We start from the raw sequence: 16,246 nt of genomic DNA on the forward strand, positions 1-16,246 counted from the left end.
TGTTCCTGCACGGCGGGACGCTGGCGCATCACACAGGGAAGGGCATTCATGGACACATTCTGGCATCTGGAAAAGGAAGACTTTTTCAAGGGCATTGACGAGGCCAAGAGCGCCTTTCTGAAAAACGCCCAGCGCCTTGAACTGTCCAAGAATGAGATGGTCTTTCTTGAAGGTGACGCAGGAGACTCCTGCTTTTATATAGAATCCGGCCTGATACGTATTTTCTGCATGGACCGAGCAGGCAAGGAAATGACCTTCTCGCTGCGTATGAAGGGCGAAATATTCGGCATTTCAGAAGTGCTGAACACTTCCCCGCGCAAGGCCAGCGCGCAGACGGCCAGCGCATCCGTGCTGTACGCCATCAACCGGCAGGATTTTGAAAGCATGCTTCAGGAGCATTACCCGCTGGCGCGCAGCGTCATTACCCTGCTTGGGCGAAGGCTGCGCCAGATGGGCGATCTGGTGCGCCGCCAGAACAGCGACGTGGCCAACCGACTGGCAAGCCTGCTCATTTCTCTGGCCTACGAAACGCTGCGCACCACCGAGGGCTGGAACAAGCCCTGCGAAATCCCGCTGAGCATTCCTCAGGAGCAGCTGGCCTCCATGGTCGGCTCCACCCAGCCCACCGTCAGCGCAACCTTGCAGCAGTTTCGCAATGCAGGGCTTATTGTTGGCTCGGGCAGACGCATTGTGCTGCTCAATCCCATTGAAATGATCTACCGCCTCGACCACAACCTGCTGTAGCTGCGCCCTCTGTCCCTCGCTACCACATGACCGGGCGCACCGGGTACACTAATGGGACGTTTTGCCCAGAAATCAGGCACAGACATCCGGCCCAAAAATTCGGCCCAGCCAAAAAAATTGCAGCAGGCCCAATAATCTTGCAGCTTATAGTCTGCCCTGTCTGGAAATGGTAAGCCAGAACAAGGGCTGCACCCAGTGCCTGCCATGTGCCTATGTGGCTGCCTGCGGCCCTCTTCATTCCACTCCATTCCGGTTTCTGCCCCTGCAACGGATTTTGCCGTCCGTGAAAGGTAAAAACAAAGCCCGCTCTTTCGAGCGGGCTTTGTGGCATGATACGTGTAGTTTCAGAAGGCCAAAGGCGGTCTGAATGTTTGCGTCAGGCGGGCTATTCCATTGCCTTGAGAATGCTGCTGGCAGAAACGGACGACAGCACGTTGCCGTCAACAATCACGGCAGGCAGGGTTTTGACGCCAAAATACTGGGCGATCTGCTGGGCCTGATACAGGTTCACATTGCCCGCATTGTAGCAGTATTTGCCCACGGCCAGTTCTTCGGCGGGGTTCACCGGAGGCCGCAGCTTGCTCATATAGCTGTAGTGGATGGGAAAGTCAGAGGATTCCGCCGTGGCATCGTATTCGTTGTTAAAGGCCACAACGTGTCCTTTTTTCTTTTGGGCAGCCTTGATCTCGTTCCAGCGCGAGAGCGCGTAGGTCATGTAGGGCATGCCCTGACCGGGGCGGGAGTAAGAAATCCAGATGCCCATGCCCATGAGGTCGGTTCCGTAGTATTCCTTGCTGTTGGCAAAAACCGCCACCTTGCACTGCTGGGGCGAAACCGAACGGCTGGCCTCAGCCACGGCATGCCAGACCTTCTCACTCTGCGGCGAGGCAAAATCAAGCAGCACCAGAACTTCGTGAGGTGCCTTGGGCTCGCCGAAAAATACGGGATATACCTCGTTTTTCCACTGGGGCCGATAGGCGGCCTCGCCCTCGATGGACGTAACGCGCCCGCCCATTTTTTGCAGCATGGCCTGGCTCTCTGCATCGTTCGTGCGGAGGTTGGGCAAGGAAGTACGCAAGTAGGGATTAAAAGCGTTGGCCTTGGCGTTCTGCACGCCAGCCGCAAGGTTTACTTTTTCTTTGGGGCCGGTATCACCCGTTCCCATAGCGCCGCACCCCCCCAACAACAAACCTGAAACCAGTATAGCCGCCAAAAATCCGCGCATACGTCACCTCTTCTCCCAGCCAGCAGCAAGGGATTGCACGGCATCCTCAAGATGCCGCAGCCATATTTCAGCCACATCGGCGTATTCCGCCGTCCCCATGAGCACGGGCAGGCATTGGTGCCCTTGGGCCTCAATGCGACTGCGCCAACTGTGCCCGTTCTCGCCCGCCATGTCCTCCAGAGCATGACGGCCCACCACCGACAAAAGCGGCATAAGCCATACCCGGCGTGAAGCGAGATTGGGCAAAATACTTTCAAGCGTCACAGCGCCGTTCATGGCCCCCACATGCACGCGGCTGTCAAGCTCGCGCACGGCGCGGGCCAGATCCACATAGCGGGCAACCGCCTCGTGTTCCGCGCCGTGTCCCATAAAGACCACGTCTTCATCCGCGCTGCGCTCGGCGGGCAGATGCCGCACCAGCGCCCGCGCCGTCGCGCGCACATCGTCCGTTGTGGCCAGCAGGGGCGCGCCAATCCGGCAAAGCAGGTGCTCGTGCTCGGCGGCTTCTTCAACTGCAGCGCGCACATCACCATGCTCCTGACCGGGTATGGTCTGCAAGGGCTGCACCGCCACTGCCTCAAAACGCTCAAGCCCAAGACGGCAAACCGCCTTAAACACGGAATCGCTCTTCTGGCGGGCCTGCGCCATGCGTTCGCGCAAGAGCAGCGAAGTATAGGCCCAGCGTACCGGAATACCGGGATAACGCTGGCGCACAAGGGCGTCAAACCCCTTGAGGGCGTTCTGCCCCTGCGGGCTGCTTGCGCCAAAGGCGACCAGAAGAATAGCGTGTCTCATGGGGGTTTTTTGTACGTCACTTGCGACCTTGAAGCAAGGAGGGCGCTTACGGCTGGCAATGCCCAAGGGGCTTCGTATGAAATTGATGTTGACCTGCCTGTATTGTATTGACCCCGGCATCAATGCGAGGATAATGTGCCGGAGAATGGCCTGGATACCGCCAGCACAGCGCTGGCGGGCAAACATTGGGGGTCGCATGGCAAAAGCTCTGGTACTTGGGGGGGCAACTGGCCTTCTGGGCCAGGCCCTGACGCGAGTGCTCAAAGCCCGCGAGTGGGAAGTTGCAACACTTGGCCGCGAGAACGGCAATCTGCTGGACATGGCGTTTCTGCAAACTGCCATTGCAGAGGCGCAGGCGGATGTGGTGTTCAACACTGTGGCCTGGACAGCTGTTGACGATGCCGAAGACCACAGGGACGAAGCCTGCCAGCTCAACCGCGCCTTGCCCGCCTCCATTGCGCGCTGCCTCAAGGCGCAGGGGGCCGGATTTCTTGTGCAGTTCAGCACGGACTTCATTTTTTCCGGCGCGGGAGAAACCGCGTGGAAAGAAACAGACACGCCCCATCCGGCCTCTGTGTACGCCAGCACCAAGCTTGAAGGTGAAAAGGCCGTTCTGGAAACACTGCCCGACAGGTCGTGCGTCATACGCACGGCATGGCTTTTTGGCCCAGGTCGCAAAAATTTTGTGGATACTATCCTTGCCGCCTGCCAGCGCCGCGATTCCATCAACGTGGTGCATGACCAGACAGGTTCTCCCACCTATACGCTTGATCTGGCGCACTGGAGCATCGCTCTGGCGGAAAAAAGGGCCACAGGCATCTGGCATGCGGTAAACGGCGGGCAGGCAAGCTGGTGTGATCTGGCTTGCGAGGCTGTTTCTCTGGCTGGCGCCCCGTGCCGGGTTGTGCCCATTGATTCGGCGGAATGGCCCCAAAAAGCCCGCAGGCCAGTGTTTTCCGCGCTGGACAACAGCAAGCTGGCCACCTTTCTTGGCAAGTCTCCTCGCCCGTGGCCCCAGGCTCTGCGCGATTATGTTTTCAGCGAGTATCTGCCCGCGCACACCGGCAAAGGCGGGGCGCAGTGACAAGCTCTGGCCCTGCGCGGCTTTCAGCCAGCCTGCCCGCATTGCGCACGCTTTGCCTGATCATGGCGGGCCTCACGCTGCTCACGCTCGCAGCGCTCTGGAATGCCAATGATGCCCAGGCCAGACCGCGCAGCTTGCAGGAGCTTGCCGCCATCAACGGCAAACTGATTGAAACAGGCGTCAAATACGGCTCAATCCCTTCCCTGTACCGCCCGCGCTATGACCGCATTCAGGATGCAAACCTGAGCCTCAGCGATGACGAGGTGGTGTTTATTGCCATGTTGCAAGGGGGCGCGCGCGTTTACCCGCAACGCATCATGGTATGGCATCAGGTTGTCAACGAAATCGTGGACGACAAGGCCTATGCCATCACCTACTGTCCCACCACCGGCACCTTCATGGCCTACGATTCTTCCATGGGGGGCCTGAATCTCATTTTTGACACGGAAGGCCGCCTCTACGATGCCAACAGCGTTCTGATTGACCGCAATTCCGGCAGTCTCTGGCTACAGGAAACAGGCATGGCCTTTGACGGCCCCCTGCTGGGCCGTGGGCTGCCCATGGTGCCCGTATACTGGACAACCTGGGGCGCTGCAAAGCGCACCTTTCCCCATGCCTTGGTGCTTGCCAAACCTAACGGCAACAAACCCTACGGGCGCGATCCCTACGGCAACTACCTGCGCAAGGGAACCTACTACGATAACGACAGGCTCATTTATCCAGTGGAGCGCATGGACAAACGTTTTGCCCGCAAAACGCCCATGCTGTGCATTGAGTATGAGGGCTACCTGTTGGCTATCGACATAGGCTATGTGCGCAAAAAAGGGGCCGTGAACTTTTTTGTGGGGCCCAATGCCCTTCTGGCAGTTTATGACCGGGGCCTTGAGGTGGTGCGTCTTTTTAACCGCCAGATATGGGCCGAGCCATTCCTGTTCATATCCCAGAACGGCAAGCTCATGGATCTGACCACGCGCAGCCAGTGGGATCCTGCCACGGGCGTGGCGCTTGACGGCAACATGAAGGGCGCGTCCATGCCGCAGTTTTACGGCGCGTATTCCATGTGGTTTGCCTGGTACAGCATGAATCCGGAAACACTGGTCATCCCCGGCCCCGGCGAGGTGCCTGAAAAGCTGCTCTCGCCAGCCCCTCCGGGTGAATAACCCCACAGCCCACCTGCCCCTGTCAAGCCGTTTGCATTGCGTAAAACCAGAGCGTATTTGATTCCTCATGAACTGCACTGTCACAGCATCCGCCGACATATCCTTGCATCTGGCGTGGTTTACTGCATATGCCGCCGCCAAAACAGCCCTGGAACAGGGCGATGCCTCGCCCATGGATCTCAAACTCCGGCACTCCCTTGAAGTGCTGGAAAATGCCCGGCACACCGTTGAAGGCGAAGGCTTTGACCCACAGACAGCGCGGGCCTGCCTGCTGGCAGCACTGTACCATGACGTGGGCCGGTTCGAGCAGTATCTGCGCTATCACACGTTCAGGGACAGGGAATCGTGCAATCACGGGCAGATGGGCGTGCGGGTTCTCAAGGCCGAACACCGCCTCGTCAGCGAGACACCGCAAATGCGCAAGCTGGTCATGGCGGCGGTGGGCATGCACAACCGTTTTGCCCTGCCCAAGGAGACGCCGGAGAACATCGCTCTGGTCACCAATGTGGTGCGTGATGCGGACAAACTGGACATTCTGCGGATCATGGACGAGCACTTGAGCGGCCCAGCCCCGTATAATCCCACTGTGGTGCTGCAACAGCCGGACGACCCCACCATCGCCAGCGAGGCGGTTCTCAAAGCGGTGCAGGAAAAACGAGTGGCGGCCTATGCCGACCTGCGCTGCGTCAACGATTTTCGCCTGCTGCTGGGGACATGGTTTTTTGATCTGCACTTTGTCTCAAGCCGCCGCAAATTTCTTGAGGACGGGCATGCGGAAAACTTGCTGCGCCGTATGCCGGGCACGGTTCCGCAGGCCGAAGCCCGCGACTGCCTGCTGCATATTCTGGAGAACTCGCAGTGACGCATGCCCCTACGGCAGCCAGCCTTGATGCTTTGCCTGCCTGCCCTGCATTTTTTCCGCAGGCGGCGCTGGCGCGGCGTGTGCCGTGGCCGGATGCGTACGCGCATGCCCCGCTCAATCCTGACGTGCAGACATTGCGAAGCGCCAGCCATGCCCCCCTGGCCTGTGTGCGCATGGCTTTTGCGCTGTTTTATCTGCCTGCGGCGCAGGCAGAAGCCCTGCTGCGGCTCGCGCTTGAAAGCGCTGAAGTAGTCCTGGCAGCTGATTTCAAGCTGGCGGAACGCAACCTTGAGCTGCCCGCAACGCTGGCGGCGCGCGGCCTCATGGCGCTGACAAAAGCACGCAGAACAGCAGCGGCAGACGGGGCACCTCAAGCAAGTTCTATTCAAAGGGGCGGTATTGAGGGGCTTGTGCACCAATGCAATGCGCTGGTGCACAAGCGCCGCCCCATTTTTGCAGGTGCTGCGACTTTGCTGCATTTGCAGCGCGCCTGAGGCGTTGAACCTCCCCTCGCGGCCTCTCGCGGCCAAGCCCACATTTCTGACCTCACGGCCCCGCCTTGAAGGCCCACCCTGCCTGTGCTATAAGCTGCTCTGGCGCTGCCGCACCCTGCGCAGGCGCACGCCTGTCAGGCCTTTGCGCCGGTAACGCCCGCCTTTTCCGCTTCTGGAGTTTTCATGTCAGATTTTGTCCATCTTCATTGCCATACCGAATACAGCCTGCTTGACGGCGCCATCCGCATCAAGGATCTGTGCGCCCGCGCCAAGGATTTCGGCATGCCCGCCTGCGCCATCACCGACCACGGCAACCTCTTTGGCGCGGCCTATTTTTATCAGGGTTGCAAGGATTACGGCGTCAAACCCATCTTTGGATGCGAGGTTTACGTCTGCCACGACCACAAGGATAAAAGCACGGATTCGCCTTTGGCGCGCCGCCGCAACCACCTGATTCTGCTGGCCCAGAACACCACGGGCTACCACAATCTGGTCAAGCTGGTCACACAGGGCTACCTTGAGGGTTTTTATTACAAACCCCGCGTGGATAAACCCCTGCTGCGCAAGTATTCCGAAGGCCTTGTCTGCCTTTCGGCCTGCATTGCGGGCGAAATCCCCCGCGCCATTCTTGCGGACGACATGGACAAGGCCCTGAGCCTCACGCGGGAATACGCCGATATCTACCCCGACCGTTTTTATCTTGAGTTGCAGTCCAACGGCCTGCCGGAGCAGACCAAGGCCAACAACGCCCTCCTGGAACTGGCGGAAACCACGGGCGTGCCGCTGGTTGCCACTAACGACTGCCACTATCTCACCGCTGACGATGCCGAAGCCCACGAAGTGCTGCTCTGCATTCAGACGCAAACTACCATGGACGACCCCAAGCGCATGCGCTTTGGCACCCATGAGCTGTACTACAAGTCCATCGAAGAGATGGAAAAACCCTTTGCCCACGTGCCCGAAGCCCTGGCCAACACCATGCGCATTGCCGAGCAGTGCAATGTGGAGCTGGACTTCGGCCACCACTACTTCCCTGTGTACAAGCTGCCGGAAGGGGCCAGCCTTGATTCCGAATTTCGGCGGCTGGCAGAAGAAGGGCTGGAAAAACGGCTGGAAAAACACCCCGACAGAGACACCATTGATGTTCAGCTCTACCGGGACCGCTTGCAGTACGAACTGCGTGTTATCCTTGAAATGGGTTTTCCCGGTTACTTCCTCATCGTGCAGGAATTCATCAACTGGGCAAAAAACCACAATGTTCCCGTGGGGCCTGGGCGTGGTTCCGCCGCCGGTTCGCTGGTGGCGTGGGCTTTGCGCATCACCAACCTTGACCCCATCCCCTACAATTTGCTGTTTGAACGCTTTCTGAACAACGAACGCGTCTCCCTGCCCGATATCGACGTGGACTTTTGCGAACGCCGCCGCGTCGAGGTCATCAAGCACATGGTGGAAACCTACGGAGAAGGCTCGGTGGCGCAGATCACCACCTTCGGCACCATGAAGGCCAAGGGCGTTGTGCGCGACGTGGGCCGCGCCCTGGGCATGAGCTTTGCGGAGACTGACCGCATCGCCAAACTGGTGCCCGCCGACCTCAAGATGACCATCAAAAAGGCCCTTGAGGCAGAGCCGGAGCTGGAAAACATTTACCACTCCGACCCCAAGGTCAAACATCTGCTGGACACGGCCCGCCGCCTTGAAGGCCTGGCCCGCCACGCATCCACCCACGCCGCCGGGCTTGTGGTTTCAGACAAGCCCATGGAGGAATACCTCCCCCTGTATCAGGGCAAACGCGGCGAACTTGTGACCCAGTTTGACGGCCCCATGACGGAAAAAGCCGGGCTTGTGAAGTTCGACTTTCTTGGCCTGAAAACCATGACCCTGATTCAGGACACCCTGGACAACATCAACCTTCAGGGCAACGAACCGCCAGACCTCGACAACCTGCCGCTTACCGATACCGAAACCTACGAGCTTTACGCCCGTGGCGACACGGACGGCGTTTTTCAGGTGGAAAGTTCGGGCATGCGGCAGTATCTGCGCATGCTCAAACCCTCGTGCTTTGAAGACGTCATCGCCATGCTGGCCCTGTACCGGCCCGGCCCGCTCGGTTCGGGCATGGTGGACGAATTCATCAAGCGCAAGCACGGGCAGGTGCCCGTTGTGTATCCGCACCAGTCGCTCACCGACTGCCTGCGCGATACCTACGGCGTCATCGTCTATCAGGAACAGGTCATGCAGATCGCCCAGATCATCGCCAGCTATACGCTTGGCGGGGCCGACCTGCTGCGCCGCGCCATGGGCAAAAAGAAAGCCGAAGCCATGGCCAAGGAACGCGTCAACTTTGTTACCGGCGCGGAAAAGAACAACATCGACAAGGACAAGGCCAACGAAATTTTCGACTTGATGGAAAAGTTCGCCGAATACGGCTTCAACAAGTCGCACTCCGCCGCCTATGCCCTCATTTCGTACTACACGGCCTACCTCAAGGTTCACTACAAGGTCGAGTTCATGGCCGCCCTGCTCACCTCGGAAATGGGCAATCAGGACAAACTGCTCAAGTATGTCTCGTGCTGCAAAGACATGGGCATCAATGTGGTGCAGGCCTCTGTAAACCAGAGTCTGCGCGAGTTTACGGCTCATGGCGGAAAGGTGGTCTTTGGCCTTGGCGGCATCAAGAACGTGGGCGATGAAGCCATACGCGAAATTGTGGAAGCCAGGGCCGAAGGCGGCGAATTTGCCTCGCTGTTTGACATGTGCTGCCGGGTAAACCTGCGCAAGGTTACCAAGCGCGTGCTTGAATCGCTGGTCAAAGGCGGCGCGTGCGACTGCTTTGGCGTACCCCGCGCCGCCATGCTGGCTGCCATTGAAATTGTGGTTGCCCGCGCGCAGAAAAAGGCCAAGGACAAAACATCCAATCAGGTTTCGCTGCTCTCCATGGCTCCGGTTGTGGAAAGCGCACCCCAGCCCGGCATAGGCCTTGACTGCCCCGAAGCCTCGTTGCCCGAAATGGCGGACGATGACAAACTGCGGGCAGAAAAGGAAGCCCTGGGCTTCTTTTTGACCAGCCACCCGCTCCAGCCATTCATACGCGAAATTCGCCGCCTGGGGCTCACTACGCTGGAAGACGCGCGCGAACTGTTCCCCGGTGCGGAAATCCGCTGCGCGGCGCTGGTGGTCAGCGTCAAGGAAGTGCTGACAAAGTCCAAGGGCGAGCGCATGGCCTTTGTGGGTATTGAAGACCTCACAGGCCACGCCGAAGTGACATTTTTTCCACGCACTTACGCCGAATGCCGCGATCTTTTACGTTCAGAACAGCCCATCTGCCTGGTGGCGCGCCTCGACAGTCAGGCAGACAACGGCGACAACGGCGATATGGATGAAGAAGCTGACGAAGGCCCGCGCGAAATCAAGCTGCTGGGCCAGACCGCCCGCTCGCTGGCCGAAGCCTGCGGGCAAAGCGACACCCCCATATGCGTGCAGATACCGCAGCACCGCCTTGGGCGCGAAGACATGCTGGCTCTGCGCAACCTTCTGGAAAAATTCCCCGGCCCGGTGGAAGCGCATGCCCAGGTTTTTCTTGATGGGCACGTGTGCATCCTGCACCTCGACAACACTCTGAAAGTACGCCCCGGGCCGGATCTGGATAAAGCTCTTGCCGCCTGGGCTTCATAAAGCCATATGTTCCGATTTTTTCTGGTAACAGGCATCGGCCTGGCCATTATCAACGGCTGGATATCCTGGTGGCTTTGGCGCGCGCTTTCCGGCACGGGCTGGCTGCGCATAATCCTCTGCATCCTTGTGCTCGCTCTGGGCGCGGCCTTTCCCCTGCTCTACAAGGGGCATGGCGATACCCTTGCCCATGTGTGGGTACTGCGGGCCGGGGCATTCTGGATGGGCGTGGCCTTCTACGCCTTTGCGCTTGTGTTGATTGCCGACATCTGGGGCCTTGGCGCACGTTTATTTGGCGCAATGCCGCCCGTCACACCACGCTGGGGCGCAGTGCTGCTGGTTATGGGCCTGCCCCTGCTGCTGGGGGTGGGCAGCTGGTTCAACGCGGCCTTTCCCGTGCTTCGGCACTACGACATCACTGTGCGTACGCAAGGCCCCGTCGTACCCAGCGCCTACGTGGACAAGCCACTGAAACTGGGCGTTATTACCGACATACATCTGGGCCGCCTCCTCACCGCAGGGCGGCTGGGCAGAGCCATCGAACTGCTGGCCCCGGAGCAGCCGGACGCAATCCTCTATGTGGGCGACATCATTGACGACCATATAAAACTGGATGCGCAAGCCACCGCCGCAGCGCTTGCCGTGGCCCAGCCGCGTCTTGGGCATTGGGCTGTGCCGGGCAACCACGAGTATATCTCTGGTTCCATCGATAAAAGTCTGGATTTTCTGCGCGCTGTGGGCATGCAGGTGTTGCGCGACCAGTGGGCCGTGGTGGACAACAGATTTGTGCTTGCTGGCAGGGACGATTTGAGCAAAGCCGGTTTTACGGGCATCCAGCGGGGCAGCATGGAGGAGATTCTGGCCGACCTGCCAGAACAGTACCGCGGCCTGCCCCTTGTGGTCATGGATCACCAGCCTGCCGCCCTTGACGAAGCGCGCAATGCAGGCGCTGCGCTCGTGCTGTCAGGCCACACGCACAACGGGCAGCTGTGGCCCTTTAACTTTGTGACGGAACTGAGATACGAAAACCCGCTGGGCTTGCTGACAAAAGGCAACTTCCACTCTATCGTCAGCGCTGGCACAGGCACATGGGGGCCGCCCCTGCGTACTACGGGCCGCGCCGAGGTTTTGCTGGTTACGGTGCATTTTGCTTCTGCGGACAATGCCGCTCCATAGTTATCGCCATGAGATGATCGACGCACCGGGCATCTGGTTCCGGAAGGAGGCCGCGTGTTATTCTGCTCCAGGTTTGTTCGGGAACTTGTGTTTGAAGAAAGGGCATTGCAACCCTGCTGCAATACGCACAATATCGTTGTACCGAGTTTTCCTTTTACAGGCGGCGCGGTGGATATGGAGGCATATACCCGCCATATCGCCAGCGTTGCGCAGGAAGTGCAGAAGCAGAATCCCAAGGTATGCGCGGGCTGCCCAGATCTTGTTCCCCTTTCGCATTCTGTCTGTGTGCCCAAGCTGCGATTTGCCGTTCTTTCCCTGAATCACCACAGACACATCTGCAACTGCCGCTGCGTCTACTGCGACCTGTGGAAGCCTGGACAGCACCCGCGCCCCATTGCCATTCTCCCCGCCATACAGAGCCTGTATGAGCAGGACGCACTGGAAAAAAACTGCGCCGTAAGCTGGGGCGGTGGAGAATCTACCCTGTTGCCTGATTTTGAAGCCACAGGCCGCTGGCTGCGCGAGCATGACTACTTTCAGTACGTGCATACCAATGCGCTGCGGCATTCTGTCTGGATTGACGAAATGCTTTCCACCGGCGGCGGCAAAATCAACATCAGTCTTGATTCCGGCAATGCCGCAGCCTATGCCCGGGTTAAGGGCGGCGACTGGTGGAATGACGTGATGGCTTCGATGGAAAAGTATTTTGTTGCAGCAATCACGCCAGAACAAATTGATATCAAATACATAATTTTTGAAGAAAATAACAAGATCGCCGACGTGGAGCAGTTTTTCCAGATCTGCCGCCGCTTCGGCATAGTGAATGTACAGTTGTCCTTTAATTTTCTGGAAGTAAATGCTGGCACTGTCAGTGAGCATTCCATTACCGCAGCCGCGTATTTTATGCACCGGGCGCAGGAACTGGCTCTTGCTTGCGAGCTGTTTTTTGTGGATGCACCGCTGCGTGAACGCATTGACCGCGCACGCAGCAAATTTTTTCAGTAGCCCGAGCAGGTTCAGCGTCCCCCGCAAAATCAGGCAGATGAATCAGGCCCGATGCCAGGCCCGATGTCAGGCGGGCCGTTCCGGTTCTGCAAAAATGCTCTCGCCCTCCGGGTCATGCCGCCGGAAATTCCGGGCCGCCACGGAGGGCGAGGTATTGGCGTAGCAGTAAACGCAGCCGTGGGGGCAGGTGTCGTACTGGCCCACATCTTTGCAGGGTACGCACAGGCACACCGCCCGCTGGCCTGTGTCGCGCGGGTACTCATGTGCAGCGCTGGCAAGGTTCGCGGCCGAGGGCATTTTCAGGGGCAGGCCCAGTTGTTGCTGCGGCGCAATACCAAAGAGGCGCAACATGTCCGGGTGTCTGTTGGTGAGCCGGAGGATAAGCTCCGGGTCGGTGCAGCGGTTATGGCTGATGCCCCATGCCGAGAGGTCGACCTTTTCGCCGCAGGTGCAGGGTTCCACGCCCATTTCCGCAGCAAGAGCGGCCACCCCCGCTGCCACGGCCTGCATCTCCGCCTGTGTAAAATCACGCCAGGCAAGGCCCGCCCTGCGCAGATTTTCCCGCACCTTGCGGTAGTCGGCAATATCGGCAAAGCTGAACACCAGCTTGCGGGTACAGCCTTTCAGGGCTTTGCCGATGCGGGCCATTTTGTCCAGCAACACATGGTAGCCGTCAGGATTTTGCGCCAGTTGCCCGGCCAGCATCAGGGGGTCAAAGCGCCACACAACCCTTTCCGGCCCTGTCGCGTCCGCAAAACGGCGAAAGGTGTCGATACGTTGGGCAAGCGGCGGCAGATTGGGTTCCCAGCCTTCAGCCTCATAATCATTGAGCGTAAATTCCAGATACCAGGCGAGTCCCCGCGCCTCCACCTCCGGCAGCAAGGGCAGCAAAGGCCGCGGATTTTTGCTCCAGAACACGACAACCCGCGTGTTGGCAAAGGACACAAACTGGGGCCGATTGTTGAAGGGATTGATCCAGCGGGCGTATCCGGCGCGCAACCTGTTGATAAACCAGGGCGCGTAAAAAGCCGGAATATCCGTTGCCCGGCTGGCCGCAATGATCTCAGGAGCAACAGCGTTGTTTGCCTGCCCCGATGCGGTGGTTATCTGTACTGTGCGCCACTTCATGCCCAAAGTGTTTCAGGGCTGCGCGGCTTCGTCAACTGCACAGGGCATGCGCCCTGCCTGAAACCATCGCTCTGTCATGCATTTTGACTTATCCGGCGCAATTGTTATGCTTACAGGCGAGCACAATCAATAACCTGTAACAAACTGGAAATTCATGTCTTTCTTTTCCTGGATGCAAAGCCTCTTCACGCCGCCCTCCACTGGCGACCCTGATCTGGATGATCCACATCCAGGCTTTGAATGGAACCAGAACGCCCGCATCATGCTGGCGATCATTGTTGTCATTATTTCGGCCTTCGTGGTCTACTGGATACTGTCATGACAAAGGGCGCTTTCTGGCGGCTGACCGTGCGGGACGATTTTTCTGCTGGTCATGCCCTGCGGCATTACGAGGGCAAGTGCGAGCGCATGCACGGCCACAATTTTGCGGTGGAACTGACCGTGCAGGGGCAGCGCCTGACCCCGGACACTGAAATGCTGCTTGATTTCAAAACGCTCAAAAGCGGTCTTAAAACCGTGCTTGACGCGCTCGACCACCGCCTGCTCAACGAAACGCCGCCCTTTGACGTCATGAATCCTTCGTCAGAAAACCTTGCCCGGCATATCTGGCGGGGCATGGCAGAACTGCTGGCAACACATGACGATCCTCAGGCCCGGCAAGTGCGGCTTTACAGCGTCACAGTGTCTGAAAAAGCCGCGCAAAGCGCCACCTACATGGAAGTAGACGACTGATTCAGGGACGCGGATGGGGATGGACGTTGGCGCACCCCAAGAATACGGCCCCCCTCACACCCAAGACAGACGGAACCAGCATGACCAAGGCTCTGTGTCTTCTGCACGCCAACTGCCAGGGCGATGCCCTGCGCCCCCTGCTGGAAAACACCCAGGCCTTTGCCAGCCGGTTTTATATCCGCCAGTATGTGAACTATACGCGGCAAAGTATTGCAGACAGCGATATTGAACGCTGCGAGCTTTTTCTCTACCAGCGCCTTGCACCCAAATGGGGCGACCTTTCCACAGAACAGATGCTGCCGCGCCTGCCGCAGCACTGCCAGTCCATTGAGATTCCCAACCTGTTTTTCAAGGGTTACTGGCCCTTCTGGTCCCGCGATGAACGCATCAACTTTGCCGACAGCCTGCTGGAGACGCTGCTGCAAAGGGTCACGCCGCAAGAGGCGCTGACCCTCTATCTGCGCGGCGCAGCCTCGCTGCTGGGCGATGCGGACGCGCTCAACGCGCAGGCTGAAGAATCGCTGGCGCGCGAGGAAGCCAAGGAGGCCGATGCCCCCATACGTTGCGCGCCGCTGCTGCGCGAGCGCTGGCGTGATGAACAGATGTTCATTACGGTCAACCACCCAGGCCGCGAACTGCTGTTCCACATGGCGGACAGCCTGCTGCGCCTGCTGGGCCTTGGCGCTCTGCCCCCCTCCACACGCGGGACATATGTTCACCCACTTGAAGATTTCTGGCTGCCCATCCATCCGGCGGTGGGGAGCGCGCTGCGTCTGCCCTTTGCCAGCGCGGACAAACACTGGCCCATCTTCCACTCGCAGCTCACGCACAGGGAATATACCCTGTGCTACATGGCCTGCCGCGCAAACAATGTGCCTGACTTTCTGACCTTTCTAAAAAACCTCTCGCCGGACGCCTTGCGGCTGGCCGCAAGAGATATGACAGACTGATTTTGACTTGCCGACATGGCTGTTTCTGAAGCCCTGGCTGGTGCAGAGCCGCGAACAGGCGGCACACAGCCCAAGGGGGCGGCAGGCCCCTGCGTGGCTTGCGCACGTGAAAGGCATTGCGTACTGTTGGCAGGTCAAAAAATCATGGACGAAATTACGCACAGGCTTGCAAACACATTCGCCAAGCCTGCGCAGCCCGGCATCTGCTGGCCTGACGCTCCCAACGCGTCAACATCTGGCTGGCTTTTTACCAACAAAATCATACGGGGCACCGGCCTCGCCGCTCCGTTCACAGCGGGGCGGGCATTTTGCACCCGAAAGGAGATTTTCATGAAGGTACTCATGCTCAACGGCAGCCCTCATCCCAAGGGCTGTACCTTTACCGCCCTGTCCACGGTTGCGGCGCAGCTGGAAAAAAACGGCCTTGAAACGCAGATGCTCCAGTTGGGCACAAAGCCCATACAGTGCTGTATCGGCTGCGGCAAGTGCAAGGATACCGGACATTGCGTGTTCAATGCCGACCACGTTAACGAGGCCATTGACCTGCTGCGCGAGGCAGACGGCTTTGTTGTGGGTTCTCCTGTTTACTACGCCGGCCCCAATGGCGGCGTGTGCTCCTTTCTTGACCGCATGTTCTATGGCAAGTCCCTCCACTATGCCTTCAAGCCCGCCTCCGCTGTTGTGAGCTGCCGCCGTGGCGGGGCCAGCGCATCCTTTGACCGGCTGAACAAGTACTTTACCATCGCGCGCATGCCCGTGGTTTCTTCCCAGTACTGGAACGCCGTACACGGCAATACGCCGGAGCAGGTAATGCAGGACAAGGAAGGCTTGCAGATCATGCGCACCCTTGGCGACAACATGGCGTGGCTGCTCAAGTGCATCGCCGCTGGCAAGGCCGCTGGCGTGGCAACCCCAACCCCGGAACCGTGGGATCCCACAAACTTTATTCGCTAAAACCAGACACTGTGTGAGATACCGTGCAGATACTCCTGCAATGTCTACCCGTTTGCGGGGCAAAGGCACAACCACAGTAACAGGCAAATATCAGTGATCAGGGCTGTCTGAAAATATTTTCGGACAGCCTTTTTTATTGTCTGACTGTTCATTTTATATGCCCCCGTTTTATGCAACAGCATATCCGGTCAGGATGATCGCCGCGCATAAGCATTCTGCGCGCTCTGACGGAACTTCTCTCACGCGCTGCACACTGGCGGATGTAGTC

15 protein-coding genes are annotated in these 16,246 nt (G+C 58.7%); 12 read left to right on the plus strand and 3 right to left on the minus strand.

The genetic code is table 11. The features are described 5' to 3' along the window. Positions 1–48 precede the first annotated feature (48 nt). Positions 49–744, plus strand: coding sequence for a Crp/Fnr family transcriptional regulator (locus tag G449_RS0100130; RefSeq protein ID WP_022657276.1), 696 nt, complete (start codon positions 49–51; stop codon positions 742–744). Between the two features lie 385 nt (positions 745–1,129). Here G449_RS0100130 and G449_RS0100140 read toward each other — a convergent pair whose 3' ends face one another. Continuing rightward, complete coding sequence (locus tag G449_RS0100140; RefSeq protein ID WP_245559790.1) at positions 1,130–1,909, minus strand: hypothetical protein; 780 nt, start codon at positions 1,907–1,909, stop codon at positions 1,130–1,132. Positions 1,910–1,972: 63 nt separating this feature from the next. Next, complete coding sequence (locus G449_RS0100145; protein ID WP_027180562.1) at positions 1,973–2,764, minus strand: sirohydrochlorin cobaltochelatase; 792 nt, start codon at positions 2,762–2,764, stop codon at positions 1,973–1,975. A gap of 196 nt (positions 2,765–2,960) precedes the next feature. Here G449_RS0100145 and rfbD point away from each other — a divergent pair, with 196 nt between their 5' ends. The 7 genes from rfbD (at position 2,961) to G449_RS15255 (ending at position 12,214) form a co-directional block, all read left to right on the plus strand. After that, complete coding sequence (rfbD, locus tag G449_RS0100150) at positions 2,961–3,848, plus strand: dTDP-4-dehydrorhamnose reductase (RefSeq protein WP_022657280.1); 888 nt, start codon at positions 2,961–2,963, stop codon at positions 3,846–3,848. After that, positions 3,845–5,008 (plus strand): DUF3179 domain-containing protein, encoded by a 1,164-nt coding sequence (locus G449_RS15250; RefSeq protein ID WP_245559791.1) that lies wholly within the window; start codon positions 3,845–3,847, stop codon positions 5,006–5,008. Before rfbD ends, G449_RS15250 begins: the two co-directional genes overlap by 4 nt. Positions 5,009–5,075: 67 nt before the next feature. Continuing rightward, a complete protein-coding gene (locus G449_RS0100160) occupies positions 5,076–5,870 on the plus strand; it encodes an HD domain-containing protein (protein ID WP_022657281.1) in 795 nt (264 codons plus the stop codon). Further along, positions 5,867–6,364 carry a hypothetical protein gene (locus tag G449_RS0100165; protein ID WP_022657282.1) on the plus strand — a complete coding sequence of 166 codons (498 nt, stop codon included), beginning with the start codon at positions 5,867–5,869 and terminating at the stop codon, positions 6,362–6,364. Before G449_RS0100160 ends, G449_RS0100165 begins: the two co-directional genes overlap by 4 nt. 183 nt (positions 6,365–6,547) lie before the next feature. Then, positions 6,548–10,036: a DNA polymerase III subunit alpha gene (dnaE, locus tag G449_RS0100170; protein WP_022657283.1), complete on the plus strand. Its 3,489-nt coding sequence runs from the start codon at positions 6,548–6,550 to the stop codon at positions 10,034–10,036. A 6-nt stretch (positions 10,037–10,042) separates the two neighbouring features. Next, positions 10,043–11,209 (plus strand): metallophosphoesterase, encoded by a 1,167-nt coding sequence (locus G449_RS0100175; protein ID WP_022657284.1) that lies wholly within the window; start codon positions 10,043–10,045, stop codon positions 11,207–11,209. Between the two features lie 174 nt (positions 11,210–11,383). Continuing rightward, the gene (locus G449_RS15255; protein ID WP_159060388.1) at positions 11,384–12,214 is read left to right on the plus strand and encodes a radical SAM protein; all 831 of its coding nucleotides are present in this window, start codon (positions 11,384–11,386) and stop codon (positions 12,212–12,214) included. 66 nt (positions 12,215–12,280) lie between these two features. Here G449_RS15255 and G449_RS0100185 read toward each other — a convergent pair whose 3' ends face one another. Then, on the minus strand, positions 12,281–13,342 hold the full coding sequence (locus tag G449_RS0100185; protein ID WP_022657286.1) for a DUF1848 domain-containing protein: 1,062 nt from the start codon (positions 13,340–13,342) through the stop codon (positions 12,281–12,283). Positions 13,343–13,496: 154 nt separating this feature from the next. Between G449_RS0100185 and G449_RS18525 the strand changes: the two genes are divergently transcribed. The 4 genes from G449_RS18525 to G449_RS0100205 all read left to right on the plus strand — a co-directional run bounded on the left by G449_RS18525 (position 13,497) and on the right by G449_RS0100205 (position 15,978). Then, complete coding sequence (locus G449_RS18525; RefSeq protein WP_022657287.1) at positions 13,497–13,664, plus strand: hypothetical protein; 168 nt, start codon at positions 13,497–13,499, stop codon at positions 13,662–13,664. Beyond that, positions 13,661–14,074 carry a 6-carboxytetrahydropterin synthase QueD gene (queD, locus tag G449_RS0100195; RefSeq protein ID WP_022657288.1) on the plus strand — a complete coding sequence of 138 codons (414 nt, stop codon included), beginning with the start codon at positions 13,661–13,663 and terminating at the stop codon, positions 14,072–14,074. The genes G449_RS18525 and queD overlap by 4 nt, the downstream gene beginning before the upstream one ends. A gap of 26 nt (positions 14,075–14,100) precedes the next feature. Beyond that, positions 14,101–15,024, plus strand: a complete 924-nt coding sequence (locus tag G449_RS15260; RefSeq protein WP_245170769.1) for a WcbI family polysaccharide biosynthesis putative acetyltransferase — start codon at positions 14,101–14,103, stop codon at positions 15,022–15,024. A 330-nt stretch (positions 15,025–15,354) separates the two neighbouring features. Further along, positions 15,355–15,978, plus strand: a complete 624-nt coding sequence (locus G449_RS0100205; protein WP_027180564.1) for a flavodoxin family protein — start codon at positions 15,355–15,357, stop codon at positions 15,976–15,978. Positions 15,979–16,246: the final 268 nt, after the last annotated feature.

This window comes from Desulfovibrio desulfuricans DSM 642, from assembly GCF_000420465.1.
In the GTDB taxonomy this organism is placed as follows: domain Bacteria; phylum Desulfobacterota; class Desulfovibrionia; order Desulfovibrionales; family Desulfovibrionaceae; genus Desulfovibrio; species Desulfovibrio desulfuricans.

Excerpts from the sequence above, each read along its gene's own strand:
- rfbD (WP_022657280.1), top strand. The coding sequence starts at position 2,961 with ATGGCAAAAGCTCTGGTACTTGGGGGGGCAACTGGCCTTCTGGGCCAG.
- G449_RS15255 (WP_159060388.1), top strand. The coding sequence starts at position 11,384 with ATGGAGGCATATACCCGCCATATCGCCAGCGTTGCGCAGGAAGTGCAG.
- G449_RS0100140 (WP_245559790.1), bottom strand. The coding sequence starts at position 1,909 with ATGGGAACGGGTGATACCGGCCCCAAAGAAAAAGTAAACCTTGCGGCT.
- queD (WP_022657288.1), top strand. The coding sequence starts at position 13,661 with ATGACAAAGGGCGCTTTCTGGCGGCTGACCGTGCGGGACGATTTTTCT.
- dnaE (WP_022657283.1), top strand. The coding sequence starts at position 6,548 with ATGTCAGATTTTGTCCATCTTCATTGCCATACCGAATACAGCCTGCTT.
- G449_RS0100145 (WP_027180562.1), bottom strand. The coding sequence starts at position 2,764 with ATGAGACACGCTATTCTTCTGGTCGCCTTTGGCGCAAGCAGCCCGCAG.
- G449_RS0100175 (WP_022657284.1), top strand. The coding sequence starts at position 10,043 with ATGTTCCGATTTTTTCTGGTAACAGGCATCGGCCTGGCCATTATCAAC.
- G449_RS18525 (WP_022657287.1), top strand. The coding sequence starts at position 13,497 with ATGTCTTTCTTTTCCTGGATGCAAAGCCTCTTCACGCCGCCCTCCACT.
- G449_RS0100160 (WP_022657281.1), top strand. The coding sequence starts at position 5,076 with ATGAACTGCACTGTCACAGCATCCGCCGACATATCCTTGCATCTGGCG.
- G449_RS0100185 (WP_022657286.1), bottom strand. The coding sequence starts at position 13,342 with ATGAAGTGGCGCACAGTACAGATAACCACCGCATCGGGGCAGGCAAAC.
- G449_RS0100130 (WP_022657276.1), top strand. The coding sequence starts at position 49 with ATGGACACATTCTGGCATCTGGAAAAGGAAGACTTTTTCAAGGGCATT.
- G449_RS0100205 (WP_027180564.1), top strand. The coding sequence starts at position 15,355 with ATGAAGGTACTCATGCTCAACGGCAGCCCTCATCCCAAGGGCTGTACC.